Consider the following 15995-nt stretch of genomic DNA (forward strand, 5'->3'; position numbering starts at 1 on the left):
GCACGATGATATGGCATTGTTTAGAGTGATTTGACGGTCTTATTGCGTCCGAATACCGGCGGTAGCACTTCCCTGTCAAGCCGGACATCGATGACCATCGGAACCGCATTTGTAATCGCGGTGCGTAGTGTGGACTCCAACTCGGCGCGGCTGGTCACGCTAGCACCATGAGCGCCCAACGCGTGAGCATACAACGCGAAGTCCACCTGCGGAATGGTACAATCCAGCGCAGGATAACCGACCGAATTTAAACCCTGCCGGCACATGTTATAGCCGCCATCGTTCAATACTAACCAAATAGCCGGAACCTGGTGATGGACAGCGGTGCTGATTTCATTATTCATCAGCATGGAACCATCGCCGATAATGCCGACGGTCACTTTACCCGTCATCGCCAGCCCGACGATGCCGCAGGCATAATGCCCCATGGTTCCCAACGCTGAGTTGACTCGATAACGATTGGGCTTTCTAAACTTCAAAAATCGGTTAGTCCATACGTGCGAGTTTCCGGCATCGGCAGCCACCAGACAGTCGTATTCATCAATCGCCACCTTCTGTATGACGTCCATCACCTCCTCTGGATTGACTAAGCCGTCATTGGTCTTGAGCGGAACCTGGCGTTGAGACGATTCAGGCGGTTGAATAAAAGGTGACTGTTGAGCAAGAGGCAGGTTTTTTATTTTCTGGTAGACCCCCTCTAAAAATGTGGAGAGCTCGGCATTGATAACTTCGGTTTTGGGAGGAAGGTTATTTTTAATATCCGCATTTTCCAGACTGACGTAATAGACCTTAATGTCTTTTATTTTTTTCTGAAGATAATGCGAACTGGACTCCCCTAAGCGAGTTCCCAGAATAACCATTGATTTCAACGAGGGGTTATTTATCGCTGAGGTTAGCGTGGGTTCATCGCAACCCAAACCTGTAGTCCCTATATATAACGGATGGTCCTCAGGGAAAATACCTTTCCCTCGGGGCGTAGACATAACCGCCGTCTGTGTTTTAATCGCGAGCTGCGTTAATACATCCGACGCATGGAGACAACCAAAACCATTCCAAATAATGGCATTACCCTCAGCAAGCACTTCCGCTATTTTTTGCTGCTGAGCGGCCAAAGAGTCATCATCTTCTCGGGTAATTGGAGAGGCGAGATATTGCGTATTTTCACTGTATTGTTGCTGTACAATTTCTGACTTCTGAATACGAGGAATAATAAATATTCCCAGCACATGACCTTGGGAGTCTTTAAAATGGTTGATGGCGTTAATCGCGTCACTCATTTTTTCTTGTTCATCGATGCAAACAACGTGATCGAAGTATCCCGAGATGTGATCTCCTTGCAGGGCAAGGACGTCTTCTACCGTTGTTTGTTGCAATCCCCACAGCCCATCATGATGTGGCGTGGTGATCGGTGCAATAAATATCACTTTGGCGCCATCCAGCTTCGCTGCGCGCACTGCCGTTAATGCGTTGATAATGCCGGGGCCTGCGGTGCTGAACACGGCGGCAGGCTTGTGACGGTATAAGCTGTATTCAGAAGCACAAAACGTCGCGCCTGTTTCATGTCGGCAATGAACGGTTCTGATAGAAGACTCTGACAGCGACTTCCACACGGGGGAAATATAAGCGCCTGAAACGCCAAAGGCGATGTCTACCCCGGCATTTTCTAAATATTTGACAAGGGTTTCCGCAACTGACTTCTGTGATTTTCCTTCCATATAATTTCCTTGTTAGAAGCATAGGTCAGTGTTACTGAATAAAATCCTGCAACACTAAATAGGGAGGGCAGGATTTATTTAACACCTGCCATTGCCAGCAAAGATAATAGGGAAACTGTTAGCCTTCTTCCTACTGTCAATTATTTCTTAATCACCGCCAATTGAATTAATTTTTAGAAACTCAATAATTTCATCCTAAATAAAAAAAAGCGACTCATTAAGAGTCGTCATATATAACCTATAACGCAATCAATTAGCAATCAGAAAACGTTAAGGGTACAAATCCATCAAAACCAGAGGTATAAGTAAAAAATATTTATCGCCAAATAATTCAGTCGCCATCGGATATCAATTAACCGCTTGATCTGGTCTCACTAATAGCAGCGCTACATATTGGCCAGGAACGTTAAAGATTAACCTATCCGGCAGACCCGGCATTAATCTGCCGGAGACACATACGTTACCCATCCCCAATAGCCAGATCCTTCACCCTGCGTTTTTTTCCAACCCTGTCGCTCTAGCTCGCGCGAAATGAGCCTGTTCATCAAGCCATGTCCCATGCTGAAGATTCGGTCACGTTGCTTAGCGGCTGCAATAAGATCGCAGGTCGCCTGTTTTGCCCGTTGTTGAACCGCAGACCTGGACTCAAGACCGTGGCTCAGCCCCAGAAACCAAAAGAGACGAAACACGATAAGCCAGGTATGAGGAGATAGCTTTAGCCACGGGAGCGCGACAAGCGGCAAAGGCGCCTCACGTAAATTGTCGAGAATCAGATCAGGATGAGCATCGAGTTCGAAAAGTGATGAACGCGCGCGTTGCAATGGACTACTGAGGATAAAATCACGTTCGTCGCAGACCGATTTGGCTTCCTGAGGAGGATGTCCTGTGACGTCTGACGCATCATAACCCGCTATCCAGGCATGCATCTCCGCGGCCTTTATCTTTTCACTCCCACGAAAACGCGTGATGGTTGGCTGCCCATGCCTCATTAGCGTAATTTCCATTTCAACTCTCAACCCGGTGAATTCGTTAGCTCCATACCCTATCATGAAAGCTCGCGATGTCGGCCTGCGATCCTCGTGAAAACGACGGGGAAATGCGATACCGCAAAAACGCAAGGTTAGCTGAGCGTTGATGTCGATAAAAAACGGTATGATCCTCACCCCGTTATCCAATGCATTGCCACAGCAAAGCTCAGTTAACTTTTCTCCCGCGGCATCTGAGCCAGGCTTTATGATGGCGTGATACGAATTTCTCTGTGGGTATTCATTATGCTTCTCGTCACGCGTTCAGATTCTTTCTAGCGTCCAATCCATTATTTCAGCTGTAATGAGCGACAGGCTTCTTCGAAAAAATCAGTCCACAACCTAGCGTCAACCGATGCGGCTGGTTACGTAAAATAAAGTATGTCCTGTGTAATATCCCAAAATGTTTGTCAGCATTCGCCATTAAAAATAAGCATTTCACAATAACCGCCCCACAACCGCCGCATTATTGAATGAATCTTGCGAAAGGCAACGACGGGGATCGAGAATCTATCGGGAAGAGGCTAACGCTAACCTAATGACATTGAGACCGTATTTAAATTTAAGCCGACCTGCTAAAAACAAAAAGCCCGCTTAAGTTTCCTTACGCGGGCTTTCTGATGATGACACACTGTGAGTGATCGCTAAAGTCTGTCACAGGCTAACAATGCGATATAAGCAGACGTCATTTTTGGCTGGAGCATTTGATCTTCACGGTTAACATGCCGACTGCCGCATATTAAGCACCTATTGACGCTGGGGATATTACCAACTACTCACTGCGGCATTTTTTACCGTGCACCCAGTGAAATGAATATCATCATTTATCAATTGTTTAAAAGAGCAGTTTTTAGTTTTGCCATTTATTGTTGCATCAAACGTATAGTCTTTAGAAGCAGAGCCTGTCAGACCCGTTCCGTTCCCTTCTTTTCCTTTGATATTGCTAATGGTCACTTGGTCTGGAGAAATATTCATTGACTTGGTGAAGCCCTCCTTAACTTCATCAGCAGAAGGCGCGGGTTTTAATCTGCCATAGAGTTCCATCCCCACGTGGGCACATCCCGATAACAGCGTGACAAGAACAACGATAGCCAGAACCGATGACAGATGATTTTTTCTCATAAACGAAACTCCTATCAGATAACTCACTTGAATTATTTACACTGAAGCGCTTAGGGAAAAGCCACGTAAACCATTAACCACTGCTGTTTTGCATTTTACGGCGTTGCCTGTCTTCATTTATTTAGGCGACCGTATTGGACTACCTCATTAGCGAGACCCATAAAATGGTCTTAGTAAGTTACAAGGATCATTACTCATGTTCAATATTCATCCTGAAATAATTTATCACATTAATTAAAATGAATAATACACAATAGTTACACTCTTAAATGGACCTGTTTTCTGTTCCTACAGAGCGATTTGGGCGATGAAATGGCGACGTGCCTACGATCAGAAAACACAGACCCAAGGTAATTGCGAAGATGTTTACGGCGCGTTCGAGAGGTACATTAACGCGGTTGTTGAAGACGTAGGTCATGGAAGTAGCCGCTCACGTTGCATCGCTTAGGGAGCGATCCGTTACGACAGGATATTGGTATCAAGGGTTTTTGGGATGCTTGCTCGCGATTTGTGGTCAACCTCACCGCCCGACGCGGAGCGAGTCTCTTTGCCTGCGGTCATCGTATCTAAAGCGCCAGAGACATGAGCCGCCGATTTCATATAAATAGGCAGACCGTATGAATTAAATGGCGTAGTGGGATGAAATTGTGAGGGTTAAATGGTAAGTATTTGGCCATTACCGTGCATACAAGTCACTCCACTACCTTGCTGATAAGGTGCTCATATTGACGACAGCGCTCACCGATGCAGAAGAAATACGAAAGCGTTAGAGGGGAAATTTTTTATGCGGAGCTGCTGACATCAAACCGTTAATAAAGATGAGCAGGCCGATGTAAAAATCCGCCTTCATAGAAGGCGGCTTTGACACGGCCCTCTATAAAGGGGGCTTAAACACTATTCTTCCAACCCCAGTTGCATTTGTCTTTCCCCTTCCTCTTTCGCTACTTCGTCCTGATACCTGACATATCTGCGATATAATCTCTTCGTTCGCTCTTACCGAGTCCACGAAATACCTTCTTTGCCAGAAGTGATTTCCTCACAAATTTTTCTTTCTCAGATAGGGCAATTTTGCGAACAGCCTTATCGCTGTTCGTCCTTTCACAAAACCCATTAGGTCTGAAACTCTCAGGCTAGGCGGTGTTCTTACCACCAAATGCACATGATCTCTCTGCACATTAAGTTCTACAACCGTGCATTTCATCATACTGCAACAAACATAAAGGCTTCTATATAGCGCTTTCCCGAGATTACCTTTAACGATTTTATATCTGTAATTCGGGGTCCAAACGAGATGATACTGACGGCGATAGAATACGTGTTAAGCGGATTCGTATCTGCTCATGCTATTTACTCCCCTGATTTGTTGGTAACAAACTGGGGCAGTATTTAGCATGAGCATCCTACGGGCAAAGCCCCCACAGGAACGACCACCTCCATAGGAGGTAGTTTAAGAGTGACAATTAAACCGCCGATTTGGCGGTTTTTTCATGGGATATCGTTCATTTACATAACAATAAGTTGCGCATAGAATATCCGCGCTTCACAGGAATGGATCTGTTTACAGGGAACGAAACATGCTGATCACCAAGCGTCTGGATGAACTCACTCCAGACGAATTTACGCGTATCTTATCGCCTGAAAAAGGCAGCGCGCTGGATGCCAAAACCGTCGTATTAGGCTCGAAGGAACACGCCTGTTGTTCGTTAAATGCGGGCACGTTAGACATCAACGCCAACCGAAACTTTTCCAACACCGTCCAAAACGCCTACGCCCGCGCCAAGGTCAACGCCCCGGCGCAAAAAGCGGGCTGGGGGTTTGCGCCTCGCCCGGCCATACCGCGAACCGAACCCGAGCCGACGCTTAAAGTCACCGAAATGACCGATACCACCAGTGCGACGCGTATCCATGTCCCCGTTTTGGTATATCAGTCGCCGCGTAAACCCGGTTTTAACGCTGATGGCAGCCCGGCTGCGGATATGACCTATGGCGATATGACCGAAGAAGAAATCAGAGCCATACCTAACTTTGGCCATTTACCTCTCTTCGTAAAAGACGGTTATTTATTTGGCTTCGATTCACCGACCATCAACTTTATAAAATTTAGGGTGATGGCGGCAACGTTGTTCTCTTCCGGGGATCTGAGAAACGTTATTCTCGCAATGATTGCCAAATTTGAAAAAAATGAAGGGGGCGAGTTTAGGCATCCGGCCTTAACCCAGGCCGCTCGCGCACATCCGAAAACACAGAAGTTTATGACTCTATTACTGGATGGCATGAAAAAAGCGATTAAGCAAAGCAATGGTGAAATAAACTCGCTGCAACTGGTTGATTGGATGGATAAATATGTTTATATCGATGATAAAAACAACGAAAGACCTCTTCTTCCTCCTGCATTCAATACCACAAAAGACAAATGGCTGGGATGGTGGAATGGTGGTCTGACAATCACGGTTAACGATGTATGGGGTGCTAAAGCGGAGATCGTCGAATTCGATCGTTGTGGGCGTTTCTATAAAGGAAAGGTACACGTAACGTTTTACGACCATTTCGGCTTGGATATTCCAGATATCGGTCCTGACCCGTCGAATGGTTCAATAAAATCTTATAGTGTATTAGGCGGATTTCGGTCCTGGTTTATTTTGCAACACTTGGACCGTTTTGGATATAAGCCCTTTATAACCGTGATGGAAATGGATTACTCCATTAAGGGAGAGCTATGAAGTTAACCTTTGCCTTTCTGGTGATGAATTATTTATTGCTCATCATTGGACGTTTATATCAGTTCGACAACAGTACATTCCTATGGATGCACTATTCCACCATGTTGCCGCTGATCTGGCTTATCGCCCCAATATGCATCATCGTATTTCTGTGCCGTCGCTTCCGGCAGAAATGGATTTACATTGGCAGCACGCTGGCGCTTCATGTCTTTATGACAGTATGGATCAATTATATTGGTGACATTTCCGCAAAGTTTACCTTCGGGACAACTACCATTTATCCAGGCCAGAATGGTCGCTTTATTGTTGTTAATCCTCCTCATGGGCAGCAGGCTCTAATTAACTTGATCATGAGCTATTTTGAGCGACATCCCTTTGACAAAAAAGAGGATCGATATTACGCCAGTTTTTATCGCCGCAGCGTGGATACCCCCATTAGCGGTAAAATTCCATTAGCGCATTGGTGGGATCAATCACCCACTGGACCTTATGAGGATAACTTAGACACCATTGATTATAGAATGGCAGCTTTCGCTTCTTTTAATAGCCACAACACAAGCGAACTACCTGGGACTATGAGAATTTGGTTTGATGGCGACTATTATTATAGCTGCGAAAAAAACGAATTTAACATTGTCGATATTCAATCAAATGGCACCCAAGACCCCACCTGTGATTAGCCCTATTACGCTATGAAATTCACGCTTATTTTACTAATAATTAATTATTTATTGCTAATTATTGGCCGTTTATTCCAGTTCGACGACAGCACGTTTCTGTGGACGTATTACTCCACCATTTTGCCGCTGATCTGGCTTATCGCCCCAATATGCATCATCGTATTTCTACGCCGTCGCTTCCGGCGGAAATGGATTTACATTGGCAGCACGCTGGCGCTTCATGTCTTCATGTCTTCATGACGGTATGGATCAATTATATTGGTGACATTTCCGCGAAGTTTACCTTTGGGGCAGCGGCCATCTATCCAAGTCAGGATGAACGCTTTGTCGTCGTCAATCCACCTCAAGGGCAGCAGGCTTTGATTGACTTGATAATGAAGTATTTTGAACAACATCCCTTTGATAAAAAAGAAGATCGATACTATGCAAGTTTTTATCGACGTAGCGTGGATACACCGATAAGCGGTGAAATTCCGTTAACGCATTGGTGGGATCAGTCGCCCACAGGCCCCGACGAACATTACCTAGACATTACCGATTATCGGATCAGTAGCTTCGCTTCTTTTCATAATGTTAATATCAAGGGGCTGCGCGGTATTATGCGTTTTTGGTTTAGCAACTCTTATAATCTCACATGTGAGAAAAATCAGAACTCTATTGTAGATATCACCCCGAATGGTACCCAAGACCCCACCTGCGATTAACCCCTCTAGGCAAAAAACAGCGCGACGCTGGGCACCTCTTTCAGCGCCGCCTTGATATTCGGCAGCGGATCGGTATGCAGGGGGATCGCCTGCTCCGCCTGCCGATGTACCGCCATCCAGCCGTCATCGTTGAATACCGCATAGCTATCAATCGGACAGTCAATCAGACTGTCTCCGGCATCCAGCACATAAATCGTCACGCCCAATAAATTCCACTAACACATCCTTGCCTCTTCGATTGTGCCATCCCTGATACAGCTGCGCGGTATTACTGTGCCTTTCACCATACCAGAGCTCATATCGCCTACCACGCAATTCATTCAGCGCGAACTGATGCTGATTTAGCCGGACTTTATCGCATGGGCAACCGAGCGCGCTGGGACTGCGGGCCAAAATCGAAGAGCAAACCGGCTGGCATAAAACCCTGTCTAACGTTGGCGTCAACGGCGTGACCGGCATTTCCGCCGACGTCTTCTGGGATCTGCAAGATCCGGAGACCGATGCGGGCCTGCTGAATCAGCAATGACGTCACCACCCTGATCCGCAAAGACGGCTTTCGCTTTTGGGGGTCGCGCACCTGCAGCGACGATCCGCTGTTCGCCTTCGAGTCCTACACCCGCACCACCTGGGTGCTGGCCGACACGATGGCCGAGGCGCACATGTGGGCCCGCGACATTATCGAGAGTATCCGTGCTAAGCTGCGTGAAATGACCACCCACGGCTATCTGCTCGGCGGCGACTGCTGAATTGATGAAGCGGCCAACACCAAAGACATGCTGACCCTCGACTACTACGACACGCCGGTTCCGCCGCTGTAAAACGTGATGCTGCGCTAGGGTGGCGTCGCCTCATTCTCCATCACGCTGGCAAGAGGACGGGCCGAGCTGTACCCGGAACTGCCAGCGAAAGTCAGTGGCTTTAAGCAGGAAATCGACGCAGTGGAGTGGACGATCGCAACGGTGACGCTCTCGCTCAGTGGGAAGGGGTTTACGACCGCGCTGGAGTTGGAGGTGAAGATTGACAACCTATCGATTGAATGATCAAATATTCGAAAATGCGAAATAATCTTGATAATTTGAATTTAAAGAGGGAAAGCCGATGATGAAATGCCCGCTGTGTGGATGCGCAGCCCACACCCGTTCCAGTCAGGAAATTACGCCGCAGACGAAAGAGCGCTACAACCAATGCACGAATATCAATTGCGGCCATACCTTTATTACGATGGAGACCTTTATTCGCTCCATTGCGATTCCTGCAAGTGTAAATACCGTGCCCGTACATACCAAAGGCGGAAATCAGAGCACATTGAATATTTAACCAGCACCACAGAATAAAAGAATTTCCTGTCGCGGTTTATTTTTCTTATTCGAAGACGAAATAATGCGCGCTCAAAAAATACCTGTCGCCACTTTTCGCTATTGAGATTTATTACAGACACAAAAAAACCGCCATAGGGCGGCCGATGACTTTTTGCTAGGAGATTGATTATTATGGGTTTTATTCAATGGTGCCCAGGGCGGGACTTGAACCCGCACAGCGCGAACGCCGAGGGATTTTAAATCCCTTGTGTCTACCGATTCCACCACCTGGGCCAAAACTGGAGGCGCGTCCCGGAGTCGAACCGAGGTAGGCGGATTTGCAATCCGCTGCATGGCCACTCTGCCAACGCGCCTTAATAACTTACCTACACTGATAACGATAATGTAGTTTTGAATGGGGACCAGATTGTCATTTCTCTTCTAACCATTTGATTAGAATCGATTTTCTTATTCCCTAACCAGGAATGGACGCTATTATGGACTGGTTAGGAATGGATGGCAAGCCCTTTGTACCCCACAAAATATCAAGTGCCTAAAAGTTGATCGCCTTGCATTATACCGCCCGTAACCACCGCAAGGAATGCTCGATTTTTATTCGGATGAAGCGGTAATACTCCTGACCATTGCTTCCCACAAGGGCGTTACCCCGCATCACCCCATGCTGTCGCTATGGAGAGGTAGACACAAGCTGACCAACTTGTCATAAAGTGCGACCTTAAGAGTAGACGATATCTCGCACCTTAACTCCCCATCCCAGAGAGTCATCAGGTTTGGCTGTCCCTCTCAACAGCGCTAGCTTGGCGTTTCATCGCCTGAAATGTCATCAGGATGATTCGCGTTCGTGATGCTCGTGTTAGCCAACTAGTCGATGTTGTTCATTCTCGCCTCTTTCCTTCTTATATATAGCACTACCCGTCACCAGACATGACCACGCTCTAGTAGAGCAAAAAAACATCAAAAGTATCGGCTGATGAATATAGGGAGAGAATGCGAGGCCAAATAAACTTCTTCAATAGCATGCTTTATTAAAAAGCCAATTATTTTGAGCTGACTATTTCCTATTCAACATGTTCAACCGTAATTAAATAACACATCGGTGATGACAGCATAATCACACTTTGTTTAAGCTCAGGATAGAAAATATAAATGGCGTGATATTCATTGCCTATCAACAAACGGATGCTGACGCCACAAGGTGTATTCAAATTAGCAAGTAAAATAAAATATGATTTTATTCAAAACACCCTCTAATTTTGATTAAGGACAGTATGTTAAAACACAGGCTTGATAAAATGTTCGTAAATGGAGAATTGGGATTTAAGAATGCGCCGGATATTTATCGCGAACAGCATAAATAAGCATTTCTCCCTAATAAATTGCCTGCTGTGTAATAGGTTATAAACGTTGCAATTACGCCTTTGTTTTGAACAGAAAATTTTATAATAATTAGAAGGATACGCATAAAATACTGAGCTAGCGAATAATATGTATTTTGAGAAATCCACATTGCGGTATATCAGTTGGCAAAGTTTGTCCGGGTTAGACTATACCGCCGATAAATCAAGTGATGACAGGTAAGCATCTTCTGCGTTCATACTTGTGATTTTCTCGTGACAATAACTTAAGATTTGTACGAAATTAATCCATCAGTAACGATGGAAAATAACTCGTGTGCGACTGTCATCGGGAGAAAATACAAATTTTAAAATAATGGCGAAGAGGTATTTACATTTTTTTATCGATTGTGTTCTTCCCGGCTTCCGAGATCACAACCGATAAATTGATGACAACATAAATCAAATATCACCGCCAAAATATTTTGCATTTCACGATGCCAATTTAGGCATTCTCAAATGAGGTATTTGGGTGGCCGTCATTTTAATGACAGATAACAGAATTGTTAATTCATAAATACTTAGAGGTCACAATGAAAACTCAGATGAAGAAGACATCGGCAGAGGCATGCCCTTTATCTCAACAGGAGGAGAAACAACGTACGCTTTCCAGGCGTAAATTCCTGCTGTATGGTAGCTGCGTCGCCGCCGGAACGGTTGCACTGGCCGGCACCGCGCATAAGACGATGGCGAAAGAGGCCGTAGCGAATGCCACCGCACCGGGAAAATGCCCTCCTGGCGTGATAGCGTCCTCCTGTGTCGCCGCCGATCCGACATTGGCTCCCGGCGCGAACCCCGCGGCGCCGAAAACCGTCACTATTACGCCTCGCGCTGCCGAAAATGTGGTGACGGAATACCCTTTCAACGGCGGACTACTGTTCGGCGTAATGGTCAGTCAGCTGCACGAATTCGACACCGCCGGGCTTTTCGCCCATCAAGATAACACCGACGTCATTCTTACCAATCTGGGCACTCAGCCGGTCTATGTCGCTGCGACAGCGCACGTCAACAGCGATTTGCATCATGACACCCCGCTGCGTCATGCCGTTCCCTCGCTACAAAGCATCATCATCCGTGCAGGAGCGGTCATCACGACGGCTGACGCCTCTGCAAACGGGGTCATCTCGCTGATCCAGGTCCGCAATACGCGCAATGTCGAATCGGATATTTTTTCACGCGATACCCAGTGGGCGAAATACGCTTTCCCAGCCGGCACCCCTGCGCTTCCGCTGTGGATCTCTAATCAGCTTCATCTGAACCACAAAATCCAGGTGAATCCGTGGCAATTGACCGGTTTACCTGCGCCTGCGGGCAGCAAGGCGTTGCCTTACGAACTGTATGTCAATCTGTGGTGGCTGCCGGCCGGTTCCGATGCTGGGATCCACGCGGCGCATGGCAGCAATCTGTTCGAGGTCCATACCCAACTGATTGGCTGTGGCCGTATGCAGAAGTTCACCGACATCGACAAAGCCCGTGCCGCGATTGCCGGCAAACGGGCCGTACTGCCGGAAGGCGGCGTTGCATCGCCGTTTGATACAGGTAAAGCCTTCCCTGAACTCTACGAAGAATTTAGACTCGCGCCCGGGAACACGCATCTGCCGATGCCGATCGTCACGGAATACGACGCCTGGAAAGGCGTGTCGGACATCGCTAAAAATGCCAGCATGGACGATCCCTGCTTCTTCTACCCGCCCCATCAGTATTACGCCGACACCGATAGCGTGTGGATTGCCTTTGAATTTCACCGTTCAGCAGACAAGCACTAATCGACTATCAAGGACAGCGTAATGATGAAAAACAGAGAACTTCCCACGTCGTGGCGTGCTTATAACACCTATGACTATGTCCCCGTGGACGATTGGTCCGTTGGCGACGACATTGAGCTTTATTCAGTCTACTGGGATGGCAAACCCCATTCCCCCAACGGTTTCGACGCGGACTGGACGATTTATATCAATGCCAAGGCCAAACCGAAATCCGGCGCGGCGACCGCCGAGCGGGACGTGTATCTCGTATTGCAGGTCACATCTTGTGAGAAAGATGCCTTCCGGGTTCGGTTTTCCCCTTCCGCCGAGAGCATCGACGACTACCCGAACAAAGTCTATGGACCGATCATAGTAGAACGGCTGGATCAGATACGTCGACACGAGCAGACGGCCGGATACCACCCGCTGCTGCGCTGGAATCGCGATGGCGTGAGCATCCAACTGAAATCTATCCAGATTCAGTTCTTACGTGACAACAACGACCTCCTGTCGATCCAGATCAAACGCCTGTCTGATGGCGCCATCACTGACATTTCATCCGGCCCGCTCTGCCATGCCAAACCCGGCGTGGGCACCGTCGCCAACATGAAGCGTAAAGCCGAGGCGGCGACTCACTACTTCGGTCTGGGCGAGATAGTTAATTACAATCTGACCGGCAAAAGCCATGCGACCGTCGGGCACGCTGTTGAGGATTGCTATAGCTACAGCGGCTATTCGCTGCTGGATCACACCGGCTCGCAGATCACCTGCTACAACTACGACAACCTCTGGTACAACCAACCGGAAGTCTTCTCAAATAAGACGAAGTACAAAGACGCGTTCAAAGCCAACGCCAGCATCCCGCTTTATCTGAACGCGCCTTTTTATATCGAGCGCGCCGTGGTGGAGGGCCACCAGCAGTTTCTTGGCGTGTTCCTGGATAATACCGGCCAGAGCTACTTCTCCCTCAAAAACCCGTCTCGCGACAAAAATGCGGTAGAAGCTGGCGTTCAGCACGGCGAATTCGACTGCCATTATATGTTCGCGGAACAGGGGGCGGGAGTAATGGATGCCTTCACCTACCTGATGGGGAAAGGCGAACTGAATGCGCCGGCGGCAAAAGACGTGACGTTGAATGACCGCGCGGTCATGCCGCCCAAATACATCTTTGGTTATTTTCAGGCCAAATACGGTAGTCCCGGCCTGCTGCGCCCGGATGATGTCAACGATCCCATCAAGGTGTATGTGGAGGACATCGTCAAAGGGCATAAAAAATCCGGTATTCCGATTGAAGGCCTGGGGATCGATATCGATATCCAGGAAGACAAAAAGGTCTTCACCATCAAGGATAGCTTCTGGACGAAAGGCAAGGTCGACGAAGGGATCTCGGTATTCGACTGGGCGGCCCAGTTCAATCTGCAATGCCAAACTAATATCACACCGTTTATCCGCGCGGACAAAGTCGCCTATAACCCAGCCGATAAAGCGAAAAAACAGTATGTCACCGCTCAGGGACTGATTGAGAAAGGCTACTGCGTCGCTAACGAGGGTGAAGCCAACATTCCCAAATTCCGGGGGCCGAAACGTGAAAGCGATTATCCTGGTCTGACTTACACCCGTATCGGCGAGGTTAACTATCCCGACCAGAACCTGTTGGTGCTGGATTACGGCATCAATGCGCAAACGTCGGAACGCGATATGATCGGCGCCGTTGTCACCGACTACGGCAACCCGGACGCCGCGCGTTTTTGGGGTGACCAATATGCCTATCTGCTCAAAAATGGGCTTGGATTCATCTGGCAGGATATGCCGGCGCCCGACTCCATGCCTCACGTTGAAGACGGTAAAAATTTCGCGGATACGGAAGCGCCGCGTAACCAATTCGGCTGGTCGCTCACCGGGGAATCGCCCGATGACGACAGAAGAAGAACCAATACTTTCAACTGGCGTAGCTACCACGGTCAGGCGCATCTGACGGATCCCCGTTTCGGCGATGGTCGTAAAACGCCGTACGTCGAGCTGCGCAACTTCCATGCCTACATGCTGGCGAAGTCCAGCTACGAGTACGGACTCAGCGCACACGAAGATATGCTCAAGGGGTACAAACGCAGCTATATCATCTGTCGCAGCGGCTACCCCGGCCTCCAGCACTATGCAGGTCACTGGGTGGGCGATAACGCCTCCACCTGGCATCACCTGCAGGCCACCCTGCCGATGGTGCTTAACCTGGGGATGTCCGGGCTGCCCATCTCCGGTTCCGACGTTGGCGGATTTGCGCCGGGTGAAGCGCCAGAAGATCCCAGCAGTATTTTCTTCGGCGCTCAGCACTGCCGCAATCACAATCCCATGGTGTATGACCGGCTGGTGCTGGGTCCCGATGACATCGACATCGGCGACATCTGCGAGCACGAGCTGATGACCCGTTGGGTTCAGGCGGCGTGCCTGTTGCCGTGGATGCGCAACCATTACGATGCGATGAAACCTTATCAGGAAATTTATCGCTACGACGAGAAGGTGCCGGGCAGCAGCGATCGTTCCTTCGCCGATATCATGACGGCCTTCGTCTGCTTCCGCGTACGCTGGCATCACCTGCTGTATGACGCTATGTATCAGAATACCCAGACCGGTATTCCGATCTTGCAGGCGATGTGTTTGTGGCAGGGCGACGACGCGATCTTCGATAAATGCAACAAGGACGTACTGGCGACACAGTGCTTCATCGACAGCTCCGTGCTTTATGCCCCAATCATGACGCGCAGCATCGCCGGGAGCGAAGCCGCCTACGTGGCGGAAAAGGACATTTACTTCCCTAATGCGGTCAAAGGGCAGACGCTGAACTGGTATCGTTACCATGTCATCGAAGACACCGTGGATATCGCCAATCCCATTAAAGGGGGCCAGCGCCGTACCGTCAGCGCAGACATCACCAACGTGCCGCTGTTTATTCGTGAAGGCGCAATTATCCCTGAACGCCACACGCAGTCTGATCTCCCTGCGCCGTTCAAGAATATTCAGGTGATGGATAAGTTCGAGCAGCCGCTGGTGCTCGCGCTCTATCCCCTCGGCGAATCTGACGAAGGCGACCATCAACTTTACTGGGACGATGGCGGCGTCACCCGTTCAGCAGAACGTCAGGGACAGTTCTCGGTGATCGATGTTCGCCAACGTCGAATCGACGGTTCGCTGGAGGTTAGCCTGACACCGCGCAAGTACGATTACCCGCTGCACGCATTTGTCTACCTGCGCCTGCGCACGGACAAACCTGCGTTGCAACGGCTGACGGTCGGCTCGTCTACCCTCAGCACTCGCGTAGATTCGACGGACGCACTCTTCAAACACGAGGGAGAGGCGGCTTATGTTGACCCACGCGGCAGCGTCTGGATTAAAGTCAGCACCCGCACGCTATCCGCAACCCACGCGTTGACGATGAATATCGTGTCATAACGCATTCGACCTCATCACGGGCAGGCTTTCCGCCTGTCCGTGATTTTTTACCGCCTTCCACCAGCCAACGCCCCACCCCATTTCTCTTCCTGAGTCCTGTTTCATTATCCTGTCATACAGCAGAGAT

Annotated in this window: 10 protein-coding genes, 2 tRNA genes and 3 pseudogenes; 8 read left to right on the plus strand and 7 right to left on the minus strand. The window is 48.7% G+C overall.

Annotation, left to right across the window (positions count from 1 at the left end):
* Window positions 1-20 precede the first annotated feature (20 nt).
* The 4 genes and pseudogenes from CKQ53_RS16245 to tnpA all read right to left on the minus strand — a co-directional run bounded on the left by CKQ53_RS16245 (window position 21) and on the right by tnpA (window position 5204).
* The gene (locus CKQ53_RS16245) at window positions 21-1715 is read right to left on the minus strand and encodes a thiamine pyrophosphate-binding protein (RefSeq protein WP_085651525.1); all 1695 of its coding nucleotides are present in this window, start codon (window positions 1713-1715) and stop codon (window positions 21-23) included.
* 437 nt (window positions 1716-2152) lie between these two features.
* A complete protein-coding gene (locus tag CKQ53_RS16250) occupies window positions 2153-2719 on the minus strand; it encodes a histidine phosphatase family protein (RefSeq protein ID WP_162896373.1) in 567 nt (188 codons plus the stop codon).
* A 786-nt stretch (window positions 2720-3505) separates the two neighbouring features.
* Entirely contained in the window at window positions 3506-3862 is a 357-nt protein-coding gene (locus tag CKQ53_RS16255) for a hypothetical protein (protein ID WP_085651523.1), read from the minus strand.
* An 894-nt stretch (window positions 3863-4756) separates the two neighbouring features.
* Window positions 4757-5204 (minus strand): annotated as a pseudogene (gene tnpA / locus CKQ53_RS16260) (IS200/IS605 family transposase).
* A gap of 232 nt (window positions 5205-5436) precedes the next feature.
* On the opposite strand from tnpA, the gene CKQ53_RS16265 reads away from it, so the two are divergent.
* The 3 genes from CKQ53_RS16265 (at window position 5437) to CKQ53_RS16280 (ending at window position 7966) form a co-directional block, all read left to right on the plus strand.
* Entirely contained in the window at window positions 5437-6582 is a 1146-nt protein-coding gene (locus CKQ53_RS16265; RefSeq protein ID WP_118895181.1) for a DUF3289 family protein, read from the plus strand.
* Window positions 6579-7262 carry a hypothetical protein gene (locus CKQ53_RS16270; protein ID WP_094117472.1) on the plus strand — a complete coding sequence of 228 codons (684 nt, stop codon included), beginning with the start codon at window positions 6579-6581 and terminating at the stop codon, window positions 7260-7262. Before CKQ53_RS16265 ends, CKQ53_RS16270 begins: the two co-directional genes overlap by 4 nt.
* 98 nt (window positions 7263-7360) lie before the next feature.
* Window positions 7361-7966 (plus strand): hypothetical protein, encoded by a 606-nt coding sequence (locus CKQ53_RS16280; RefSeq protein WP_139824002.1) that lies wholly within the window; start codon window positions 7361-7363, stop codon window positions 7964-7966.
* 5 nt (window positions 7967-7971) lie between these two features.
* On the opposite strand, the gene CKQ53_RS16285 is transcribed toward CKQ53_RS16280, so the two are convergent.
* Entirely contained in the window at window positions 7972-8166 is a 195-nt protein-coding gene (locus tag CKQ53_RS16285; RefSeq protein WP_139824001.1) for a hypothetical protein, read from the minus strand.
* Window positions 8167-8248: 82 nt separating this feature from the next.
* On the opposite strand from CKQ53_RS16285, the pseudogene CKQ53_RS16290 reads away from it, so the two are divergent.
* From CKQ53_RS16290 to CKQ53_RS16300, 3 genes and pseudogenes are all read left to right on the plus strand, one after another.
* Window positions 8249-8784 (plus strand): annotated as a pseudogene (locus CKQ53_RS16290) (phage tail sheath subtilisin-like domain-containing protein); the annotation flags it as partial.
* A 21-nt stretch (window positions 8785-8805) separates the two neighbouring features.
* Window positions 8806-9006 (plus strand): annotated as a pseudogene (locus CKQ53_RS18830) (phage late control D family protein); the annotation flags it as partial.
* Window positions 9007-9064: 58 nt separating this feature from the next.
* Window positions 9065-9283, plus strand: a complete 219-nt coding sequence (locus tag CKQ53_RS16300; protein WP_094117469.1) for an ogr/Delta-like zinc finger family protein — start codon at window positions 9065-9067, stop codon at window positions 9281-9283.
* Window positions 9284-9471: 188 nt separating this feature from the next.
* Here the strand turns inward: CKQ53_RS16300 and CKQ53_RS16305 are convergent.
* Both CKQ53_RS16305 and CKQ53_RS16310 read right to left on the minus strand, forming a co-directional pair.
* Window positions 9472-9558 (minus strand) — tRNA-Leu (locus CKQ53_RS16305).
* A gap of 6 nt (window positions 9559-9564) precedes the next feature.
* Window positions 9565-9638, minus strand: a tRNA-Cys gene (locus tag CKQ53_RS16310).
* Window positions 9639-11224: 1586 nt separating this feature from the next.
* Here CKQ53_RS16310 and CKQ53_RS16315 point away from each other — a divergent pair.
* Both CKQ53_RS16315 and CKQ53_RS16320 read left to right on the plus strand, forming a co-directional pair.
* On the plus strand, window positions 11225-12445 hold the full coding sequence (locus CKQ53_RS16315) for a hypothetical protein (RefSeq protein WP_094117468.1): 1221 nt from the start codon (window positions 11225-11227) through the stop codon (window positions 12443-12445).
* Between the two features lie 21 nt (window positions 12446-12466).
* Window positions 12467-15868, plus strand: a complete 3402-nt coding sequence (locus CKQ53_RS16320) for a TIM-barrel domain-containing protein (RefSeq protein ID WP_094117467.1) — start codon at window positions 12467-12469, stop codon at window positions 15866-15868.
* The last annotated feature ends 127 nt before the right edge of the window (window positions 15869-15995 follow it).

Source organism: Lonsdalea britannica, from assembly GCF_003515985.1.
Taxonomy (GTDB): domain Bacteria; phylum Pseudomonadota; class Gammaproteobacteria; order Enterobacterales; family Enterobacteriaceae; genus Lonsdalea; species Lonsdalea britannica.